This window comes from Streptomyces sp. NPDC046379 (genome assembly GCF_055587785.1).
This window is the reverse complement of sequence record NZ_JBVJFP010000002.1, coordinates 573,458-594,178: the sequence shown is the minus strand read 5'-3', so window position 1 is coordinate 594,178 and position 20,721 is coordinate 573,458. Positions and strand designations below refer to the sequence as shown.

Annotated in this window: 6 protein-coding genes; 3 read left to right on the top strand and 3 right to left on the bottom strand. The window is 75.6% G+C overall.

Annotated elements, in window-relative coordinates; translation table 11 throughout:
• Positions 1-51 precede the first annotated feature (51 nt).
• Both ACZ6KF_RS06510 and ACZ6KF_RS06505 read right to left on the bottom strand, forming a co-directional pair.
• Positions 52-6,741 (bottom strand): amino acid adenylation domain-containing protein, encoded by a 6,690-nt coding sequence (locus tag ACZ6KF_RS06510; RefSeq protein WP_469237529.1) that lies wholly within the window; start codon positions 6,739-6,741, stop codon positions 52-54.
• A gap of 3 nt (positions 6,742-6,744) precedes the next feature.
• Positions 6,745-7,566, bottom strand: a complete 822-nt coding sequence (locus ACZ6KF_RS06505) for a thioesterase II family protein (protein ID WP_469237527.1) — start codon at positions 7,564-7,566, stop codon at positions 6,745-6,747.
• Positions 7,567-7,794: 228 nt separating this feature from the next.
• Between ACZ6KF_RS06505 and ACZ6KF_RS06500 the strand changes: the two genes are divergently transcribed.
• On the top strand, positions 7,795-8,814 hold the full coding sequence (locus tag ACZ6KF_RS06500) for a diiron oxygenase (protein ID WP_356627931.1): 1,020 nt from the start codon (positions 7,795-7,797) through the stop codon (positions 8,812-8,814).
• Between the two features lie 122 nt (positions 8,815-8,936).
• Here ACZ6KF_RS06500 and ACZ6KF_RS06495 read toward each other — a convergent pair whose 3' ends face one another.
• Positions 8,937-10,568 carry an AMP-binding protein gene (locus ACZ6KF_RS06495; RefSeq protein ID WP_356627930.1) on the bottom strand — a complete coding sequence of 544 codons (1,632 nt, stop codon included), beginning with the start codon at positions 10,566-10,568 and terminating at the stop codon, positions 8,937-8,939.
• Between the two features lie 328 nt (positions 10,569-10,896).
• Here ACZ6KF_RS06495 and ACZ6KF_RS06490 point away from each other — a divergent pair, with 328 nt between their 5' ends.
• Positions 10,897-14,121: an amino acid adenylation domain-containing protein gene (locus tag ACZ6KF_RS06490; protein WP_469237526.1), complete on the top strand. Its 3,225-nt coding sequence runs from the start codon at positions 10,897-10,899 to the stop codon at positions 14,119-14,121.
• Positions 14,118-20,606, top strand: a complete 6,489-nt coding sequence (locus ACZ6KF_RS06485; RefSeq protein WP_469237524.1) for an amino acid adenylation domain-containing protein — start codon at positions 14,118-14,120, stop codon at positions 20,604-20,606. Before ACZ6KF_RS06490 ends, ACZ6KF_RS06485 begins: the two co-directional genes overlap by 4 nt.
• Positions 20,607-20,721: the final 115 nt, after the last annotated feature.

The window sequence follows — 20,721 nt, the reverse complement described above, 5'->3', positions numbered from 1 at the left end:
CCAGCTCTCTTTCCAGGAGTTCGTCGGCGGTGGCGCGCCGATCCACGGGGGTCAGGTGAGTTCGCCGGCGAGGGCGCGGGCCGTGCGGCACCGGAAGACGGTGCCCACGTCGAGGCTGCGGCCGAGGTCGGCCTCGATCCGGCCGGCGAGGCGCAGCGCGGTCAGCGAGTCGCAGCCGAGGGCGAAGACGTCGTCGTCGGCGTCGACGTAGGTCCGCTCCAGGACCTCCGCGATCAGCTCGCACAGCCGCTGTTCGACGGGTCCGGCGGCGGCGCCGGGCGCGGGCGGGCCGGTGAGCAGCCGCCCGGTCGGCTCGCCGAGCGCCGTCGGCAGCGTGGTGAGCAGTTCGAGCAGGTCGGCGGCGGTCCGCCGGCCGGCGTCGGCGTCGAGCAGGTCGGGGCGGTGGCCGACGACCAGCCGGAGCCGGTCGCCGGGTGCGGCCATCAGCTTCAGCGGATAGTGGTAGGGGTCGTGCCCCGTGAAACCCACCAGGCGCAGCCCGTCGTCGGGGCTCGGCAGGGTCTGCGCCGTGGGGTAGTTCTCGAAGACGACGCAGGTGTCGAACAGCGGGCCCCTGCCCACCGCGCGCTGGAGGTCGGCCAGGGCGAGGTGGTGGTACGGCAGCAGCTCGGCCTGTTCGCCCTGGAGCCGGCGCAGCAGGCCTGCCACCGTCTCCGCGGGGTCCAGGCGCACCCGGACCGGCACGGTGTTGATGAACAGGCCGACCATCTCGTCCACGTCCGGCAGATCGGCCTCGCGGCTGGAGACGACGGCGCCGAAGGTGATGTCCCGCTGCCCGGTGCGCCGGTGCAGGCACAGTGCCCACGCCACCCGGACCAGGGTGTTGAGGGTGACGCCGTGGGCGCGCGCCGCGTCGAGCAGGGCCGCGGTGGCGGCCTCGGACAGCTCGACCGTGGTCGTCTCGGGCAGGGCGCGCACCCGCGCGGTGTCCCGGCCGGGGCACACCAGCGTGGGCTCCTCCAGTCCGGCCAGCGCCTCGGTCCAGGCGGCCCGCGCCTCGTCCCGGTCCTGGGCGGCGAGCCACTGGAGGTAGTCGGGGTAGTGGCCGGGGACGGGCAGTCCGCGGTCGTCGCCGTCCTGGTCGAACAGGGCGAGCAGGTCCCGCAGCACCAGGGAGGTGGTCCAGCCGTCGACGAGCATGTGGTGCATGCTCAGCACCACCTCGTGCCGGTCCTCGGCGAGCGCCAGCACGGTGCAGCGCATCAGCGGCGGCCGGGCGGGGTCGAAGCGGCGGCGCCGGTCGGCCTCCAGCAGCTCCGTCCGCCGCGCGTCGCGTCCGGCCGGGTCGAGCGCGGTGAGGTCGTGGGTCTGCCACGGCATGGCGACCCGCTCGGGGACGGCCTGCACGGGCTCGCCCGACCGGCGCTGGAGGAACGCCGCGCGCAGCATCGGGTGGCGCTCCAGCAGGGCGTCGCAGGCGGCCCGGAACCGGTCGGTGTCGAGCGGGCCGCTGGTCTCCAGGGCGATCTGCACGTTGTGGACGTCGAGGTCGCCGCTGTCGTAGCGGGCGTGGAAGAGCAGCCCCTCCTGCGTCGGGGTCATCGGCAGCAGCCGCTCGACCGGCGTGCCGATCCGGGCGGCGAGCCGGGCCCGCTCCTCGGCCTCCTCGCGCTCGGCGCGCTCGGGCCGGGCGGTGCCGTAGGCCACCAGCGCGCGCAGCGCCGCGAACCACAGCTCGGCCAGCCGGCCGGCCTCCGCGTCGGACAGCAGCCGCCGGGCCCACAGCCACTGGGCGACGAGCCGGGGCCCGGCCGCGCCGCCGGCTCCGGCAGGTCCATCCTCGACTGCCGCGTTGACCTCGACGACATGGGTGAGCGGCATCCGCGGGTCCGCGCCGAGCGGCAGCGCGTCCGCCTCGGGCGCGACGCCCCAGTCGGCCTCCGCCTGCTCGGAACGGTCCTGCCGGCCCAGGTAGTTGAAGCACACCTGGGGGCGTGCGCCGCCGGCCAGTTCGGCCGCCGTGCCGGGGTTGAGGTGGCGCAGCAGTCCGTAGCCGATGCCGCGCCGCGGGACCCGGCCGAGCTGGGCGGCGACCCGGCGTACGGCCTCCCCGAGGCGGGCGTCGGACGCGGGGTCGTCGCCGGGCGTCCAGTCGGGGGCGCCCGCGTCGAGCCGTACCGGGTACAGGGAGGTGAGCCAGCCGACCGTGCCGGACAGGTCGGCGTCGTCGGCGAGCGACTCGCGGCCGTGTCCCTCCACGTCGACCAGGACCGCGCCGCCCGCGTCCGTCCCGGCGCCGCGCCAGGCGGTGACGGCGAGGGCGAGGCCGGCCAGCAGGACGTCGTTGGTGCGGGCGCCGAACGCGGCGGGCGCCTTGGACAGCAACGGCTCGGTGAGGTCCTCGGGGAGGGTGAGGCGCAGGGCGCCGGCGGTGGCGTGGATGTCCAGCGACGGGGACAGCCGGGCGTCGGTCAGGGTGACGCCGCCGGGGCTCACCGTCCGCTTCCAGTACGGCAGTTCGGCGAGCACCTCGGGCGACTGCGCGGCGGAGCGCAGCCGTGCCGTCCACTCCCGCAGCGGCACGGGTACGGGCTCCAGCCGCACGGCGCCGCCGGACGCGGCCTCGTGCCAGGCGGTGTAGAGGTCGGTGAGCAGGATGTGCCAGGACACCGCGTCGACGGCCAGGTGGTGGACGGTGACGAGCAGCCGCCCCTGGCGTCCTTCGCCCGCGTCGAACCAGGTGACCCGCAGCATCGCGCCGGCGCGCGGGGCGAGGGCGTCGGCGTCCTCGGCGGCGCGGGCGGCGATCAGGGCGCGCAGGGCCTCGCCGGTGGCCTGCGTGCCGGGGACCTCGATCCGCCGGACCGCTTCCCGCGCCCCGGCCGGGTCGGCGGGGGCCAGGGCGAGGTAGCCGTCCTCCCGCAGCCGGCCGCGCAGCGCCTCGTGCCGCTCCAGGACCGCGTGCACGGCGGTGACCAGCCGGTCGCCGGCGCCGAGGCCGGGCGGGACGCTGAGCAGGGTCGACTGATGGAACGCGTCGTAGGCGCCGCCGTGTTCGCGCAGGCGGTGCATGACCGGGGTGACGGCGGTGGGCTCGGGCGACGGGGCGGTGGCGGGCCCGGTCCCATGGGCGGCGGTGGCGGGGGCCCGGTGGGGCTGCGGCTCTGCCGTCGGGACGGACTCGGGACGGGTGGCCGGCCGGGACTCCGGCCGGTCGCGGCGGACGGGCTCGGCGGGCGCGGGCTTCTTCGGCGCCGCGCCGAGCAGGGCCGCGAGCGCGGCGGGCGTGCGCTGGGCGAAGACCTGTTTGGGCGTCAGCCGTACGCCGGCCTCGCGCGCCCGTGCCACGAGCTGGATGACGGTGATGGAGTCGCCGCCGAGCCCGAAGAAGTCGTCCTCGACCGCGACCGCGTCCAGGCCCAGCACCTGCCCGAACAGACCGGCCAGCGTGTCGGCGGCGTCGTTCCGCGCGGGCTCCGGGGCGGGGTCGGACGCAGCGGAGGGGGCGGCGGGCGCGGAGGCAGCGGCAGCGGCGGGCGCGGAGGCGGTGGGGCCGGTGGCCGGGGCGGGTTCCGGCGCCGTCCGGTCGGCCGGCGCCTGCGTTGCCGCGAGGGCGGAAGGCGTGCGGTGCGCGAAGACCTGCTTGGGCGTCAGCCGCACCCCCGCCTCGCGGGCCCGCGCCACCAGCTGGATCACCGTGATCGAGTCACCGCCGAGCGCGAAGAAGTCGTCCTCCACGCCGACGGGCTCCAGGCCCAGCACCTGTCCGAACAGCGCGGCGAGGGTGGTGGCCAGGTCCCGGGGGGCCTCCTCGGGCGGGGCCTGCCGGTCGGGGGCGGACTCCTCCGGGGCGGGCAGCGCCGCGCGGTCGACCTTGCCGTTGGGGGTGACCGGGAGCGCGGGCAGCGTGACGAACGCCGAGGGGACCATGTGGGCGGGCAGCCGCTCGGCGACGCGCTCGCCCAAGGTCGCCAGGTCGGCCTCCCTGCCGGGCACGGCGACCACGTAGGCGACCAGGCGCGGGGCGCCGCGCCGGTCCGCGCGGACGGCGGCGGCGACCTGCGCGACCGCGGGGTCGACGCCGATCATGGCCTCGACCTCGCCGAGTTCGATGCGGTAGCCGCGGATCTTGACCTGGTCGTCGGTGCGTCCGCCGTACATCATGACGCCGTCGGGCCGCCACCAGACGATGTCGCCGGTGCGGTACATCCGGGCGCCGGGCGCGCCGAAGGGATCGGCGACGAAGCGGCAGGCGGTCAGGCCGGGGCGGCCGGCGTAGCCGCGGGCGAGGACGTCGCCGCCGATGTACAGCTCGCCGGGGACGCCGGGCGGCACGGGGCGCAGGCAGGCGTCCAGGATGTAGAGGCGGGCGGCCGGGACGGGGCCGCCGATCGGGACGGCGCCGGTCGGCAGCGGGTCGCCGGGCTCGATGCGGTACTCCATGCAGCCGACGGTGGTCTCGGTGGGGCCGTACTCGTTGACGACCGTCACGTTCGGGTGGCGGGAGCGCCAGGGCGCGAGTGCCTCGCCGGTCAGCTGCTCGCCGCCCAGGACGAGTTCGCCCGTGGGCGAGTACCAGTCGTCGGAGGCGGCGAGCACCGGCAGGTGGCTCGGCGTGGCCTTGACGAAGGCCGGCGGGTGGTCCTCCGCGCCCGCCGGGGCGTCGAAGTCGGTCAGGTCGACCAGCCGGACCAGTCCGCCCAGGGTGAGCGGTCCGAACAGGCCGGTGACGGTGAGGTCGAACGACGGGTGCGAGTGCACCAGCGCCTGCCGCGCCAGGCCCGGATAGGCGGAGCGGGAGAAGGCGAGGTAGCCGTCGACGGTGCGGTGCTCCACGACGACGCCCTTGGGGCGGCCGGTGGATCCGGAGGTGTAGATGACGTAGATGACGTCGGTGGGGCTGGTCCGCACGTCCGGGGCGACGGCGGGCCGGGCGGTGAGCGCGGACCGCAGGGCCGGGTCGTCCAGGCCGATCACGACCGGGTGCGCGGCGAGCGCCGGGTGGGCGGCGTCGGCGCAGACGACGGCGGAGGGCGCGGCGTCGTCCAGCATGTAGGCGATGCGGTCGGCCGGGTAGGCGAGGTCGACCGGCACGTATCCGGCGCCGGCCTTGAGCACCGCGAGCAGCGCCACCAGCAGGTCGGTGGTGCGCGGGAGGGCGACGGCCACCAGGTCGCCGGGGGCGACGCCGCGTTCGGCGAGGAGTGAGGCCAGCCGGTTGGCGGCGTCGTCCAGCCGGCGGTAGGTGAGGGTGCGGTCTGCGTCGGCGACGGCCGGTGCGTCGGGGGTGCGGCGGACCTGGTCCTCGATACGGCGGGTGAGCGTGGCCGGTTCGGGCAGTCCGCCGGCGCCGCGGCCCCACTCCCCGAGCACCTGGTCGCGCTGCGGCGCGGTCAGCAGGCTCAGCCGGGCGACGGGGGTCTGGGGAGCGTGCGCGAAGGTGTCGAGGAGCAGGCGCAGCAGGGAGCGGATCAGTTCCAGGCGGGCGGTGTCGAACAGGTCCCTGCGGTAGCTGACGTTGAGCCGCATCCGGGGGCCGGCGACGGCGACGACGCTGAGCGGGTAGTGGGTCGCACCGGTGATCTCCGGCGCGCCGTCGGCCTCGGCGTCGGTGTCGGCGCCGGGCTCGGCCAGTTCGGTGAGAGGGGTGATCCGCAGTCCGGGCACGCCGTCGCGCAGGGCGTCGAAGCCCTGGGGCGCGGTGCCGAAGTTGACGGAGGTGTCGAAGAGGGTGTCGAGGCCGGTGAGGCGGCGCACCGCGGCCAGGCCGAGGTGCTGGTGCGGGGCCAGGGCGAGCTGCTCGTCCTGGCCCCGGGCGAACAGCGCGGCGAGCGTCTCGGCGGGGTCGATCCGCACCCGGACCGTCACGCCGTTCATCAGCAGGCCCACCACCGAGTCCGCGCCGGGCAGTTCGGCCGGACGGCCGTGCACGGTCTGCCCGAACACCACGTCGTCCCGTCCGGTGAGGACGGACAGCAGCAGCGCCCAGACGCCCTGGACCACGGAGTTGAGGGTGAGACCGTGCGCGCGGGCGGCCCGGGCCAGCGCCGTGCTGGTGTCCTCGGACAGGGTGACGTGGGTGAGCGCGGGCATCGCCTCGGGGTCGGCCTCGGCGGCGCCGGGCGCGACGAGGGTCGGCTCCGTCAGCCCGTCCAGCGCGGTGCGCCAGGCCGCCTCGGCGGCCTGCCGGTCCTGCCGGGAGAGCCAGCGCAGATAGTCCGTGAGGGGCGTGCCGGCGCGCGGGGCGCCGCCCCGGCCGCCGCGCTCGCGGTGGTAGAGGGTGAACAGGTCCTCCAGCACGAGCGGCAACGACCAGCCGTCCAGCAGGATGTGATGGTACGTCAGCACGAAGGCGTACTGGTCGTCGGCGAGGCGCACCAGGGCGAACCGCATCAGCGGCGGGTCCGCCATGTCGAAGCGGCGCCGGCGCTCCTCCTCCAGGAAGACCAGCAGCTTCTTGCGGCGCACGGACTCGTCCTCGGCGGAGAGGTCCAGCTCGGTCCACAGGGTGTCCACGGTGCGCCGGATCAGCTGCACCGGCTGTCCGTTGGCGCGCTCGCGGAAGCCGGCGCGCAGCACCCCGTGCCGGGCCAGCGTGCCGGCGCAGGCCGCCCGCAGCGCCGTCGGCGAGACGTCGCCGCGCAGTTCGAAGGGGGCCTGGATGGTGTAGACGTCCGCGGCCTCGGGGTCGTACAGGGCGTGGAAGAGCATGCCCTCCTGGAGCGGGGTGAGGGGCAGGACCGCCTCGATCGGCGACTGGGTCTCGTGTTGGGTCTTCAATCCTCACAACTCCCTGGGCGAAGGGCCCGGTTCGGCGTGCTCCAGCGCCTGCGTGATCGCGTCGAGCGTGTGCTGCGCCCCGCTGAAGAGGTAGTCGTGGCCGCCGGGCAGCAGTCGCAGCGAGAAGCCGTCGGCGGCGCAGGCGCGCCAGTCCTCCAGCCGCTCCCGGCCCACCAGCGGGTCGTCCGCGCCGCCGAGGACGTGCAGCGGGCAGCCGGGCGGGGTCGGCTCCGGGGCGGTGTACGCCTCGGCCAGCGCCAGGTCGCGGCGGACCGTGCGCAGGGCGTAGCTCAGGTACGCCGGGTACCGGCGCAGACTGGGCGGGAAGCCGCCGAAGCCGTCGAGCCAGTCGAGCAGGCCCTGGTCGTCCAGGTGCGAGACGCGCTTGAGGACGGGGGCGTGCGGGGCGCGGGAGGCGGAGACGAGCAGGGCGACGGGCGGGGTCAGGCCGCGGCGGCGCACGCGCAGGGCGATCTCGTAGCCGAGCAGCGCGCCGAAGCTGTGCCCGAACAGGCCGTAGGGGCCGTCGAGTTCGCCGCAGATGCCGTCGAGGACGGCGTCGGCCAGCGCTTCGAGGGTGTCCGGCAGCGGCTCGGCGCTGCGGACGCCGCGCCCGGGCAGTTCGACGGTGGCGAGTTCGACGCCGGCCGGGGCGAGCAGCCGCCACGGGGCGTACGAGGCGGCGCTGCCGCCGGCCTGGGGCAGGCAGATCAGCTTGAGACGGGCTCCGGGCGCGATGACCCGGCCGACGATCCACGGACTGTCCACGCCCCGCGCGGGGGTGTGCGCGGGGTGGGAAGGTCGTGCGGCGGTATGAGTTCGCATCCCGCTCCTTTCGTCGGCCGGCACTCTTGTCGGGGCGGTGACCCGCGGGGATCATCGTGCGGACCCCCGAACTCCCGTACCAGGCACGCCGACCGGCAACAGGTCTGCCGCCCAGTTGCCCAGCGCCTGCCTGGAGCCGGGGACGCGGCGCGGCGACGATCGGCGGGACACTCCTGCTGACGATCGGCGGGACACTCCTGCTCCTGTGCCGAGGGGATCGCAAACCCGATGACCGCCCTTCCTGACGAGGCAGCCGACCCGACGTTCTTCACCCTGGAATCCGCCAAGGCGGACCTCATGCAGGTGGAGAGCCTCACCCGGGCCTGCCTGAACTGGGACTACGGCAAGCGCGACAGCCGTGTGTGGAGCCTGTACGAGAAGAACAAGGCCGCCCAGTGGAACGCCACGACCGACATCGACTGGGACCACGACGTGCAGTTCGGCGCCGAGCTGACGGAGGAGAACGGCGCGAAGCTGGCGTCGTTCGTCGTCGGCGAGGGCAGCCCGGTCCCGCCCGAACTGCTCACCCAGTTCCGCTGGGAGTACCAGGCGTGGATGTGCAGCCAGTTCCTGCACGGCGAGCAGGGCGCGCTGGTGACCACGGCGCGCCTGGTCGAGACCGTGCCCGACATGGACGCCAAGACGTACGCCGCCTCCCAGGTCGCCGACGAGGCGCGGCACGTCGAGGCGTTCGCCCGTTACATGGACGAGAAGCTCGGCGTCGTCTACCCGGTCAACCCGGGCCTGGGGACGCTGCTGCACGACGTGCTGTCGGAGTCCCGCTGGGACATCGTCTACCTCGGCATGCAGGTCGTGATGGAGGGCCTCGCGATCACCGGACTGCGGCTGGCCAGCAGCGGCTTCGGCGACCCGCTGATCCGGCAGATCACCCGGATGGTGGCGGCCGACGAGGCCCGGCACATCGCCTTCGGGGTCACCATGCTCACCGGCATGTACCAGGAGGTGACGTCGGCGGAGCTGCGCGACCGGGAGGACTTCCTGCTGGAGGCGATCCGGCTGATGTCGCGCCGGTTCATGCTGCGCGAGCTGTGGGAGCGGATGGACCTCGACGTCGACAAGGGCGTGGTGTTCGCCCGGACGAACCCGATGATGTCGACGTACCGGCAGCTGCTGTTCCAGCAGGTCATCCACGTTCTGCGGCAGCTGGGGATGCTGACGGAGAAGGTGCGCGAGCTGTTGATCGCGGAGAACCTGGTCCGCACGGAGACGATGGCCGCGGTCCGCTGACCGGCCGGCCCGCCCCCGGCCCACCACTGCCCCGGCGCGAAACGGCGCGCCGGGGCAGTGGTGTGTGCGCATCGCGGGGCGGTCCCGGGCCGGGCCCGCCCCGGCCGGGGCGGGCCCGGTGGTCATCCCTCGGGCGTCAGGGGCCGGGTCGCGTCGGCGAACCAGCCCGCGCAGACGGCCTTCCAGATGACCCGGCGGCGGGGCTTGCCGCTGGTGGTGACGGCGATGCCGCCGCGCGGCACCTCCAGGGCGAGCAGTTCGGCGTCGCCCAGCCACTCCGACAGCACCTCGTGGGCGATGGCGTGCCAGCCCTCCTGGACGCCCGCGAAGACGGCCACGCCGGTCGGCGCGCCGTCGCGGACGCCGAGCAGCACGGCGACCCGGCGTTCGGGAATGCCCCGCTGGTGCAGCAGGGTCTCCAGGCTCTCGGCGAACACCATCTTGCCGTTGACCTTCAGCCCGTCGCCGAGCCGTCCGATCACGAACAGCTGGCCGTCGCGCACGAAGCCCGCGTCGCCGGTCTCGAGCCGGTCGCCGAGGCTGGTGCCGGAGGCGGTGCCGGCGTCGCCGACGTAGCCGGAGGCGATGGAGACGCCGCTGACGACGATCTCCCCGACCTGGCCGTCCGGCAGTTCCTCGCCGTCCTCGGAGACGATGGCGACCCTGCGGTCCTCCAGCGGCCCGCCGCAGCCGACCACCGCCGTCCCGGCGAGCGCGGCGGCGTCGCCGTCGTAGGGCTCCCCGGTCGTCCAGCCCGCGCCGGGGGCGAGGCCGGTGACGGCGAGGGTCGCCTCGGCGCTGCCGTAGGCGGGCAGCAGCGCGCCGCGGTCGAGGCCGTGCGGGCCGAGCAGGGCGTGGAAGTCGAGCAGCACCTGCGGGTCGATCCGCTCCGCGCCGATGATGACGCACCGCAGCGAGGAGAAGTCCAGGCCCTCCAGGTCGGCGGGCCGCACGCGGCGCAGGATGTACGACAGGCCGAAGTTGGGCATGGCCGTCATGACGATGCGCTGCTCGCTGATGTGCTTGAGGTAGCGCAGCGGCGAGCGGATGAAGTCGTCGGGCTGGAGCATGTGCCCGTCGAAGCCGGTGACGACGACGTTGAGCAGGAAGCCGACCAGGCCCATGTCGTGGTGGACGGGCAGCCAGCTGATCGCCGGGTACTCGGGGGCGCAGCCGAGCCAGCGGCGCATGCCGGTGAGGTTGGTGCGCAGGGCCTCGGCGGAGATGCGCACGCCGCGCGAGAAGCCGCTGGACCCGGAGGTGAACTGCACCAGCGCCGTCTCGGGCAGCGGGTGGGGGCGCTCCAACGGCTGCGCCCCTTCGACGAGTTCGTCGAAGACGACCGGCTCGGGGACGTCGGCGGCGGCGGAGATCTTGCGGATCCGCTCCAGCGACTCGTCGTCGCAGACCGTGATCCTGGGCCGCACGGTGCCGAAGAGGTGGGTGGCGTGCTTCTCGTAGTCGTCGGCCTTCTGGAAGGCGAACGGCGGCGCGATGGTGCACGGGGTCGCGCCGGCGGCGAGCGCGCCGAAGAACGTGGCGACGAAGCCGGGGCCCGAGCGCTGCACCAGCGCTACCACGTCACCGCTCTCGACGCCGTTCGCGCGCAGTGCGGCGGCGGTCCTCAGCACCAGGTCCCGCAGGTCCCGGTAGGACCAGAAGTCCCAGCCGTCGCCGCGCTTCGCGTAGTACAGGCCCCGCTCGGCGGACGCCTCGTCCAGCCAGTCGAGCAGGCCCCGGTCCGGGATTGCCAACGTCCTCGTCCTCCGGTGTGTCGGGCGTCAGGAAAGGTCCGCGGTCGCGGCGGGGCCCGCGCACGGGCGGGCGCCGCGCCCGGTGCCTGCCAGCCTTGGCGGGGCGGACGGGCGGCGCCAGGCAGGGACACCGGTAACTCGGCCACGGGGGGCGGCAGTTCCACCAGCAACATCGATTGCCGGTCGGTTGCCTGGTGACCGCCGCGGCGGCCGTGCAGCATCGAGCGGGGTTCCAGCTCCCGATCCGCCCCTGACGACGCGGACGGTCACGCATGCACGGAAGGCCTCGGAAGTCCCCCGGAAGTCCACGAGAGCGGTTACGAACCTGATGACATCACGCGACGCCGACGCCGGTCTGCTTCCCGACACCGGCCCGCTTCCGCTGACCGCCGCCCAGCGCGGGGTGTTCCACGCCCAGAGCCTCGACCCGAAGAACCCGGCCTTCAACACGGTGGCCGTCATGGAGGTCCGGGGACCGCTGGACGGGGAGCTGCTCAGCCGTGCGATCCGCCGGTCGGAGGCGGAGAGCGGCACCTTCGACGTCGAGTTCGCCGAGGGACCGGAGGGCGTGTTCCAGCGGCCGCTGCCGCCGGGCCGCTCCTCGTTCGAGGAGCTGGACCTGACGGGCGAGGACGACCCGTTCGCGGTGGCGCGGGAGCTGGTGGACCGCGACCGGAGCACCCCGCTGGACCTGACGCGGGACACCCTGTCCGCGCACTTCCTGATGCGCGTGGGCCCCGACCATCACCTGTGGTACCAGCGCAGCCACCACATCCTGTCCGACGCGTTCGGCTCGGTGCTGCACTCGCGCCGCATCGCCGCCCACTACGAGGCGCTGGCCGCGGGCGCCGAGGCCGCGGGCGAGCCGCTCGGCGCGCTGCGGGACCTGCTCGCCGAGGAGGCGGAGTACCGGGCGTCGGCGGACTACACCGCGGACCGGGACTACTGGAACGGCGTCCTGGAGGACCGGCCCGAGACGGTGAGCCTCGCCCCCGGCATTCCCACCGGCGCGGCCCCCTCGGCGCTGCGCGAGCAGGCGCGGCTGTCGGCCGGTGAGCTGACCGCGCTGCACGCGGCGGGCCGTGCGGCGCGTGCGCCGTGGACGGTGGCGCTGCTGGCGGCCGTCGCCGCGTACCTGCACGGCATGACCGGCGCCGAGGACCTCACGATCGGCGTCCCGGTCACCGCCCGCCTCGGCGCGCGCTCCCGGAACACGCCCGGCATGCTGTCCAACCAGCTGCCGCTGCGGCTGGCCGTGCGCCCCGCCGAGGGCCGCCTCGACCTGGTCCGCCAGGTGGGGCGCCGGCTCGGCGAGCTGCTCACCCGCCAGCGCTACCCGTACGACGAACTCCGCCGCGACCTGCGCCTGCTGGGCTCGGGCGAGCAGCTGTACGGCGTGCTGGTCAACATCATGCCCGCCGGTTCGGAGACGGCGTTCACCGGACGCGAGGCCACCCTGACCACGCTGTCCGGCGGCCCGGTGACCGACCTCAACATCACCTGCCACCCGGAGCCCGACGGCACCGGCGCGCGCGTCGACTTCGAGGCCAATCCGGACCGCTACACGCCCGAGGAACTCGCCGCGCACCGGCGCAGGTTCACCGCGTTCCTCGCCCGGTTCCTCGCCGCGCCGGGCGACCTGCCGCTCGGCCGGCTCGAGGTGGCGGGGCCCGAGGAGCGGGAGCGGGTGCTCGCGGCCGGCACGGGCGCGGGCGGGGTGGTGCCGCGCACCTTCCCGGAGCTGTTCGCGGAGCAGGTCCGGCGCGCCCCGGACGCCCTGGCGGTGCTCTCCCCCGCCGGCGCCCTGGACTACGCGGGCCTGGACGCGCGCGCGAACCGGCTGGCGCGGGCGCTGCTGGCGCGCGGTGCGGGGCCCGAGCGGCTGGTGGCCGTGGCGCTGCCGCGCGGCGCCGACGCCCTGGCCGCCGTGGTGGCCGTCCTGAAGTCGGGCGCGGCCTATCTGCCGGTGGACCTCGGCTATCCGCGGGCCCGGCTGACCGCCATGCTCGACGACACCCGGCCGCTGCTGATGCTCACCACGAGCGAGGCGGACGACCCGAGCCTCGCGCCCGGCGTGCCCCGTCTGCACCTGGACCTGGAGGCGCTGGACGGCTTCCCGGAGACGGACGTCGAGGACGCCGAGCGCCCCGCGCCGCTGCGCACCGGGCACCCGGCGTACGTCATCTACACCTCGGGCTCGACCGGCCGCCCCAAGGGCGTCGTCGTCCCGCACACCGGTCTCGCCGCCCTGGTCGCGCACCAGCGCGCGCAGCTGGACCTGGCGCCGGGCACGCGCGTGCTCCAGTTCGCCTCGCCCAGCTTCGACGCCTCGGTGTGGGAGCTGTGCACGGCGCTGCTCACCGGCGCCGCCGCGGTGACCGCCCCGGCCGAACGGCTGGCGCCGGGACGGCCGCTGGCCGACCTGGTCGCCGAACTCGGCGTCACCTGCCTGCTGCTGGCGCCCTCCGCGCTGGCGGCGATGCCGGCCGACGCCCTGCCCGAGGGCGTCAATCTGGTCGTCGGCGCGGAGGCGTGCTCGCCGGAGCTGGTCGCGCGCTGGTCGCCGGGCCGGCACATGGTCAACGCGTACGGGCCCACCGAGTCGACGGTGATCGCCACCCAGACGGGCCCGCTGTCCGGACGGATCGTTCCTCCGATGGGCCGCGCCGTGCCGGGCACCCGGGTGCGGCTGCTGGACGCGGCCCTGCGCCCGGTGCCGCCCGGCGTGCCCGGCGAGGTGTACCTCAGCGGCGACGGCCTGGCCCGTGGCTACCTGGGCCGTCCCGGCACCACCGCGCAGCGCTTCGTCGCCGACCCGTTCGGCGCGCCCGGCGCCCGCATGTACCGCACCGGCGACCTGGCCCGGTGGAGCGCCGGCGGCGAACTGGTCTACCTGGGCCGCGCCGACGACCAGGTCAAGGTGCGCGGCTTCCGCATCGAGCCCGGCGAGGTCGAGGGCGTGCTGACCGGCGCGCCGGGCGTGGGCGGGGCGGTGGTCGTCGCCCGCGAGGTGCGGCCCGGGACGAGGCTGCTGGTGGCCTACGTCGTCCCCGCCCCGGACGCCGCGACGGCCCCCGACCCGGTCGCGCTGCGCGCCTTCGCCGAGGAGCGGCTGCCCGGCTACCTGGTCCCGGCGGCGGTGACCGTGCTGGAGGCCTTCCCGCGCACGCCGGGCGGCAAGGTGGACGTCAAGGCGCTGCCGGAGCCGCGGTTCGAGACCGCGACCGCCTACCGGGCGCCGTCCACCGAGCGCGAGCGGATCCTGCACGAGGTGTTCACCGAGGTGCTGGGCCTGCCGCGGATCGGCGTCGACGACAGCTTCTTCGACCTCGGCGGCGACTCCATCACCGCGACCCGGCTGGCGGCCCGCGCGCACGGCGCCGGTCTGCTGCTCACCGCCAAGGACGTCTTCGGTCACAAAACCATCGCACGGCTCGCCGAGGCGGCCCGGGACACCGACCCGCAGGCCGCGCTGCCGAGCGCCGAGAGCCTGGTGCGGCTCGACGCGGACGAACTCGACGAGCTCGAAGCCCAGTGGGGGACAACACTGTGAGACAGACATCCCTGGAAGCGGTGCTGCCGCTCACGCCGTTGCAGCAGGGCATCCTCTTCCACGCCCTCTTCGACGAGGGCGGCGGAAAGGACGCGGCGACCGCGGCGGGCACCGCGAACGCGGCGGATTCCGCCGGGCGGAGCGTCGACTTCTACACCGTGCAGACGCCGCTGGAGCTGACCGGGGCGCTCGACGTGGAGGTGCTGCGCCGCTCCTGCGCCGCGCTGCCCGCCCGCCACCCGAGCCTGCGGGCCGGGTTCCTGCGCCGGCGTTCCGGCGAGGCGGTGCAGGCGATCGCCCGGTCCGTCGAACCCGCCTGGGAGGAGGTCGACTTCTCCGGCTTCGACGCCGAGGAGCAGGGGCCGCGCCTGGCGGGCCTGCTCGCGGGCGACCGGGCGCGGCGCTTCGACATGACGAAGCCGCCGCTGCTGCGTTTCACCCTGGTCCGGCTCGCGCCCGAGCGGCACGTCCTGGTGCTCACCAACCACCACATCCTGCTGGACGGCTGGTCGCTGCCGCTGGTCCTGGCCGACCTGTTCCGCATCTACCGGGACGGCGGCACGGCGGACGGGCTGGAGCCCGCGGTCCCGTTCGGGGACTACCTGGGCTGGCTGGCCGCCCAGGACCGGGACGAGGCCGAGCGGGCCTGGCGCTCCGCGCTGACGGGCCTCGACGGGCCGACGCTGGTGGCCCAGGGCGCGGCGGCGGACGCCGCGGACCGGGGGCAGCAGCGGGCGGTCGCCGAGCTGTCCGAGGCCGACACCGAGCGGCTGACCCGCGCGGCCAGGTCGCGCGAACTCACCCTCAACACAGTGGTCCAGGGCGCCTGGGCGCTGCTCCTGACCCTGCTGACGGGCCGTCAGGACGTGGTGTTCGGCAACACGGTCGCCGGGCGTCCGCCGCAGTTGCCGGGCAGCGAGCGCATGGTGGGACTGATGATGAACACCGTGCCCGCCCGGGTGCGGATCGACCCCGCCGAGCCGGTCGCGGACCTGCTGGCGCGCGTCCAGGCGGAGCAGTCGGCGCTCACCCGCCACGAGTACCTGGGCCTGGCCGACATCCACCGCGCGGCCGGCGTCACCGAACTCTTCGACACCACCGTCGCGTTCGAGAACGTCCCCGTCGAGAGCGCCGTCCGGGGCGCGGAGGTGCCCGGCCTGTCCGCGGGCATCCTGCGCGACATCGCCGACGGCGACACGGACGCCTTCGAGGGCACCCACTACCCGCTGAGCCTCGCCGTCCACCCCGACGAGCGGCTGCGGCTGGAGCTCAACCACCGCGCGGACGTGTACGACACCGACGCCGCGGCGGAGGTGCTGCGGCTGCTGTGCGGGCTGCTGCGCGACATCGCCGAGCGTCCCGAACTGCCCGCGGGCCGGCTGCCGGTGCGCTTCCCCGCCGAGCGGGAGGAGATCGTACGGCGCACCGGTGGCCGTACCGTGGCACGCCCCGCGCAGACGCTGCCGGAGGTGTTCGAGGCGCAGGTGCGGGCCACCCCGGACGCGGTCGCCGTGAGCGACGGCAGGACCGGGCTGACCTTCGCCCGGCTCAACGCCGAGGCCAACCGGCTCGCCCGGCTGCTGGTCGCCGAGGGCGCGGGCCCCGGCACGCTGGTCGGGGTGGCCCTGCCGCGCACGACGGACGCGGTGGTGGCGATCCTCGCGGTGCTGAAGTCGGGCGCCGGCTATCTGCCCATCGACGTCGAGTACCCGGCGGAGCGCATCGCCGCGATCTGCGCGGAGGCGGCGCCCGCCCTGGTCCTGGCGGCCTCGCAGGCCGCGCCCGCCCTGTCCGCCCGAACGCTCCTCCTGGACCGGGCGGAGCTGCCCGACGACGCCCGCGACCTCACCGACGCCGACCGCCCGGCCCCGCTGCGGCCGGCCCATCCGGCGTACGTGATCTACACGTCGGGGTCGACGGGCCGCCCCAAGGGCGTCGTGGTGGAGCACCGGAACCTGGTCAACATGTTCCACAGCCACCGGGTGAACTTCTTCGAGCCCGAGCGGGAGCGCCTGGGCGGGCGGGCGCTGCGCGCCGCCCTCACCAACTCCCTCGGCTTCGACGCCTCGTGGAGCCAGCTGCTGTGGATGGTCGGCGGGCACGAGCTGCTCCTCGTGGACGACACCGTCCGCAAGGACGCCCTCGCGCTGGCCGCGCTGGTCGCCGCCGCGGCCGTCGACGTGGTCGACACCACGCCGTCGGTGGCCCGGCAGATGCTCGCGGCCGGCATGTTCGGCCCCGCCGACGGGCGGCACCGCGTCGGCGTGCTCGCGCTGGGCGGCGAGGAGGTCGCCGCCGACCTGTGGGAGCGGCTGCACGAGACGCCGGGCCTGTCGGTCTACAACCTCTACGGCCCCGCCGAGTGCACGGTCGACGCCATGCTGTGGCACGGCGGCGCGACGGCGGGCCCCGCGATCGGCACCCCCGCCGACAACACCCGCGTGTACCTGCTCGACGCGTTCCTGCGGCCGGTGCCGGACGGGGTCGTGGGCGAGCTGTACATCGCCGGCGACGGCGTGGCGCGCGGCTATCTGGGCCGTCCGGGGCCGACCGCGGAGCGGTTCGTCGCCGACGTGTTCGGGGAGCCGGGCGCGCGCATGTACCGCACCGGCGACCTGGGCTGCCGCCGGCCCGACGGCGTGGTGGAGTACCGGGGCCGCTCCGACTTCCAGGTGAAGATCCGCGGACACCGCATCGAACTGGGCGAGATCGAGGCCGCGCTCGCCGCGGACCCGTCGGTGGCGGAGGCGGTCGCGGCGGTCTCCGCCGACGCCAAGGGCGTGCAGCGCGTCGTGGGCTACGTGCGTGCCGCCGAGGGCGCCGAGGTGCGGCCCGAGGACCTGCGCGCGTCCGTCGCCGGGCGGCTGCCGGCGTACATGGTCCCTGCGCTGGTCATGGCCGTGGACGCCTTCCCCCTCACGCCCAACGGCAAGGTCGACCGCAAGGCCCTGCCGGAGCCGCGGTTCCGGGCGACGAGCGTCTACCGGGCGCCGTCCACCGAACGCGAACGGGTGCTGCACGAGGTGTTCGCCGACGTGCTCGGCCGGGAGCGGGTCGGCGTCGACGACAGCTTCTTCGACCTCGGCGGCGACTCGATCATCGCCATGCAGCTCGCGGCCCGCGCCCACCGCGCCGGGCTCGCCGTGGGCGCCCGCGACGTCTTCGTCCACAAGACGATCGCCCGGCTCGCACAGGCCGCCCGCGACGTCGTGGAGCAGCCCGCCGAGGCGGCCGCGCCGACCGGGCCGCTGCTCGACCTCACCGAGGCGGAGCGGGCCGAACTGGACGCGCTGGGACGGCCGTTCGCCGAGGTGCTGCCGCTGACGCCGCTCCAGCAGGGCATGCACTTCCACGCGATGCTCGCCGCCGACGGCGTCGACGTCTACACCGCGCAGGCCCCCGTCCGGCTCGCCGGCCGCCTCTCCCCCGCCGTGCTGCGCACCGCGTTCGAGTCGGTCCTGGCCCGCCACACGGCGCTGCGCGTGTCGTTCGCCCTGCTCGGCTCGGGCCGTCTGGTCCAGGTCGTGCACGAGGACGTACGGGTGCCCTGGCGGGAGGTCGACGTCTCGGCGCTGGGCGAGGCCGAACGCGACGCCCGCATCGCCGAGTTGCTGGCCGACGAGCGGGTGCGCCGCTTCGACCTGGCCGAGCCGCCGCTGCTGCGGGTCACGCTGGTCCGGATCGCCGACGACGACCACCTCCTCGTCGTCTCGCACCATCACGCCCTGCTCGACGGCTGGTCGCTGCCGCTGTTCTTCCGCGACCTGTTCGCCTGCTACGCCCGCGGCGGCGCCGCCCCCGACGCGGCGCCCGCGCAGTTCACCGACTTCCTGCACTGGCTCGACGGGCAGGACGCGGACGCGGCGGCGCGGGCCTGGAACGAGGCGCTCGCCGGGTTCGAGGAGCCGACACTGGTCGCCCCCGACGCGGAGGCCGCCACCGCGACCGTGCCGCACCTGGTGACCGAGGCCTTCGACCCGCAGCGCACCGCCGAACTGGCCGCCGCCGCCCGCGCCGCGGGCCTGACCCTCAACACCCTGCTCCAGGGCGCCTGGGCCGTCGTGCTGGGCGGACTGCTGGGCCGCGACGACGTGGTGTTCGGCGCGACCACCGCCGCCCGCCCGCCGGAGCTGACCGGCTCCGGCGACATCGTCGGCCTGCTGATGAACACCGTCCCGGTCCGGGTCCGGCTCGACCCGTCCCGTCCGCTGGACGCGCTGCTCACCGACGTGCAGAACCAGCAGGCCGGGCTGCGCCCCTACCAGCACATCGGCCTGACCGAGGTGCAGCGCTCCCTCGGCCTCGGCGAACTCTTCGACACCGTCCTGGACTTCGCCAGCACGCCCTTCGACGGCTCGGCGATCCAGCAGCAGGTACCGGGCCTGACGATGTCGGTGGACGGCGAGCCCGTCCCCGGCGCCTCGCACTACCCGCTGAACCTGGTCGTGGTGCCGGGCGAGCGGCTGAGCCTCGAACTCAGCTACCGCGCGGACCTGTTCACCGAGGAGGCGGGCGCGGCCCTGCTCGCCCGGGTCCGCCGGGTCCTGGAGGGCTTCCTGGCCGCGCCCTCCGCGCCGCTGGGCCGGCTCGACCTGCTGACGGACACGGAGCACGAACTGCTGCGCTCCGCCGCCGAGGGGCCGGCCGCCCCGGAGCCGAGCACCTTCCCGGCGCTGTTCGAGGAGCGGGTCCGGGCCCGTCCCGACGCGCTCGCCGTGCTCGACGGCGAGCTGAGGCTGACGTACGCCGAACTCAACGAGGGGGCGAACCGGCTGGCCCGGGCGCTGGTCGAGCGGGGCGTCGGCCCGGAGGACGTCGTCGGGGTGGCGCTGCCGAAGTCGGCGCGGTCGGTCCTCGCGGTCCTCGCGGTGCTCAAGGCCGGCGCCGCCTATCTGCCGCTGGACCTCAACTATCCGCTGGAGCGGCTGCGGCACATCCTCGGCGACGCCCGCCCCACCCTGGTCCTCACCACGACCGGGGCGACCGGGCAGCTCGCGGAGGCGGGCGCCCGGCGGACCATGTGCCTCGACCTGGAGAGCGCCGACGCGTACGACGGCGGGAACCTGACCGACGCCGACCGGAGGGCGCCGCTGCGGCCCGCCCACGGCGCGTACCTGATCCACACCTCGGGTTCCACCGGCCGCCCCAAGGGCGTGCTGGTCCCGCACCTGGGCATCGCCGCTCTGGCCGCCCAGCAGCGCGCCGGGCTCGCCCTGCGCCCGGACGAGCGGGTGCTGCTGTTCGCCTCGCCCAGCTTCGACGCCTCCGTGTGGGAGCTGGCCACCGCCCTGCTCACCGGCGCCTGCGCGGTCACCGCGCCCGCGGACGAGCTGCTGCCCGGCCCGGCGCTCGCGGCCACGGTCGCCCGGCACGGCGTGACCGCGCTGCTGCTGCCGCCCTCGTCGCTCGCGGTGATGCCCGAGGACGGGCTGCCGCCCGGGGTCACCCTGGTCGTCGGCGCCGAGGCGTGCCCGCCCGACCTGGTCGAGCGCTGGTCGGCGGGCCGCCGCATGGTCAACGCCTACGGTCCGACCGAGGCCACCGTCATGGCCACGATGAGCCGTCCGCTGCGGGGCCGGGTCCGGCCGCCGCTCGGCGAACCCGTCGCCGGCGCCCGGGTGTACCTGCTCGACGACGCGCTGCGGCCGGTCCCGGCCGGGGCGCCGGGCGAGCTGTACCTGGCCGGGGACGGGCTCGCGCGCGGCTATCTGCGCCGGCCCGGCGCGACGGCCGAGCGGTTCGTCGCCGACCCGTTCGGGCCGCCCGGATCACGCATGTACCGCACCGGCGACCTGGCCCGCCGCACGGCCGACGGCTCCCTGGAGTACCTGGGCCGGGCGGACCACCAGGTCAAGGTGCGCGGCTTCCGCATCGAGCCGGGCGAGATCGAGGCGGTGCTCGCCGAGGACCCGGCGGTCGCACAGGCCGTGGTCGTCGTGCGCGAGGACCGGCCGGGGCACCGGCAGCTCGTGGCGTACGCGGCCGGCGTCGCAAACGCCCGCCCGGAGCCCGCGGCGCTGCGGCTGCGGGTCGCCGACGCGCTGCCCGACCACATGGTGCCCGCCGCCGTCGTCGTGCTGGACCGGCTGCCGCTCACGCCGAGCGGCAAGCTCGACCCGGCCGCCCTGCCCGCGCCCGACTACTCCGCCGCCAGTGAGAGCCGGGCCCCGCGCACCGAGCGCGAGGAGCGGCTGTGCGCCCTGTTCGCCGAGGCGCTCGGCGTGGAGCGGGTCGGCATCGACGACAGCTTCTTCGACCTGGGCGGCGACTCGATCGTCTCGATCCGGCTGGTCACCCTGGCTCGCGAGGCCGGTCTCGACCTCGCCCCGCGGGACGTGTTCACCCACAAGACCGTGGCCGCGCTCGCGGTGGCGGTCAAGGAGCTCTCCCCCGCCCCCGGCGCGGACCCGGCCGGGGAAGAGGAGGAGCCGCTGATCCAGCTGGACGCCGCCGAGCTGGACCGGTTCGCGGAGGACTGGCGCTAGCCGCCGGCTCCGCCGCACCACCCGCCGTACCACCCCGGCGACGCACCACCACGGCACCACGAGCACCACACCGCACAACCGCACCACCGCACGACCACTGGACCGCATCACCGGC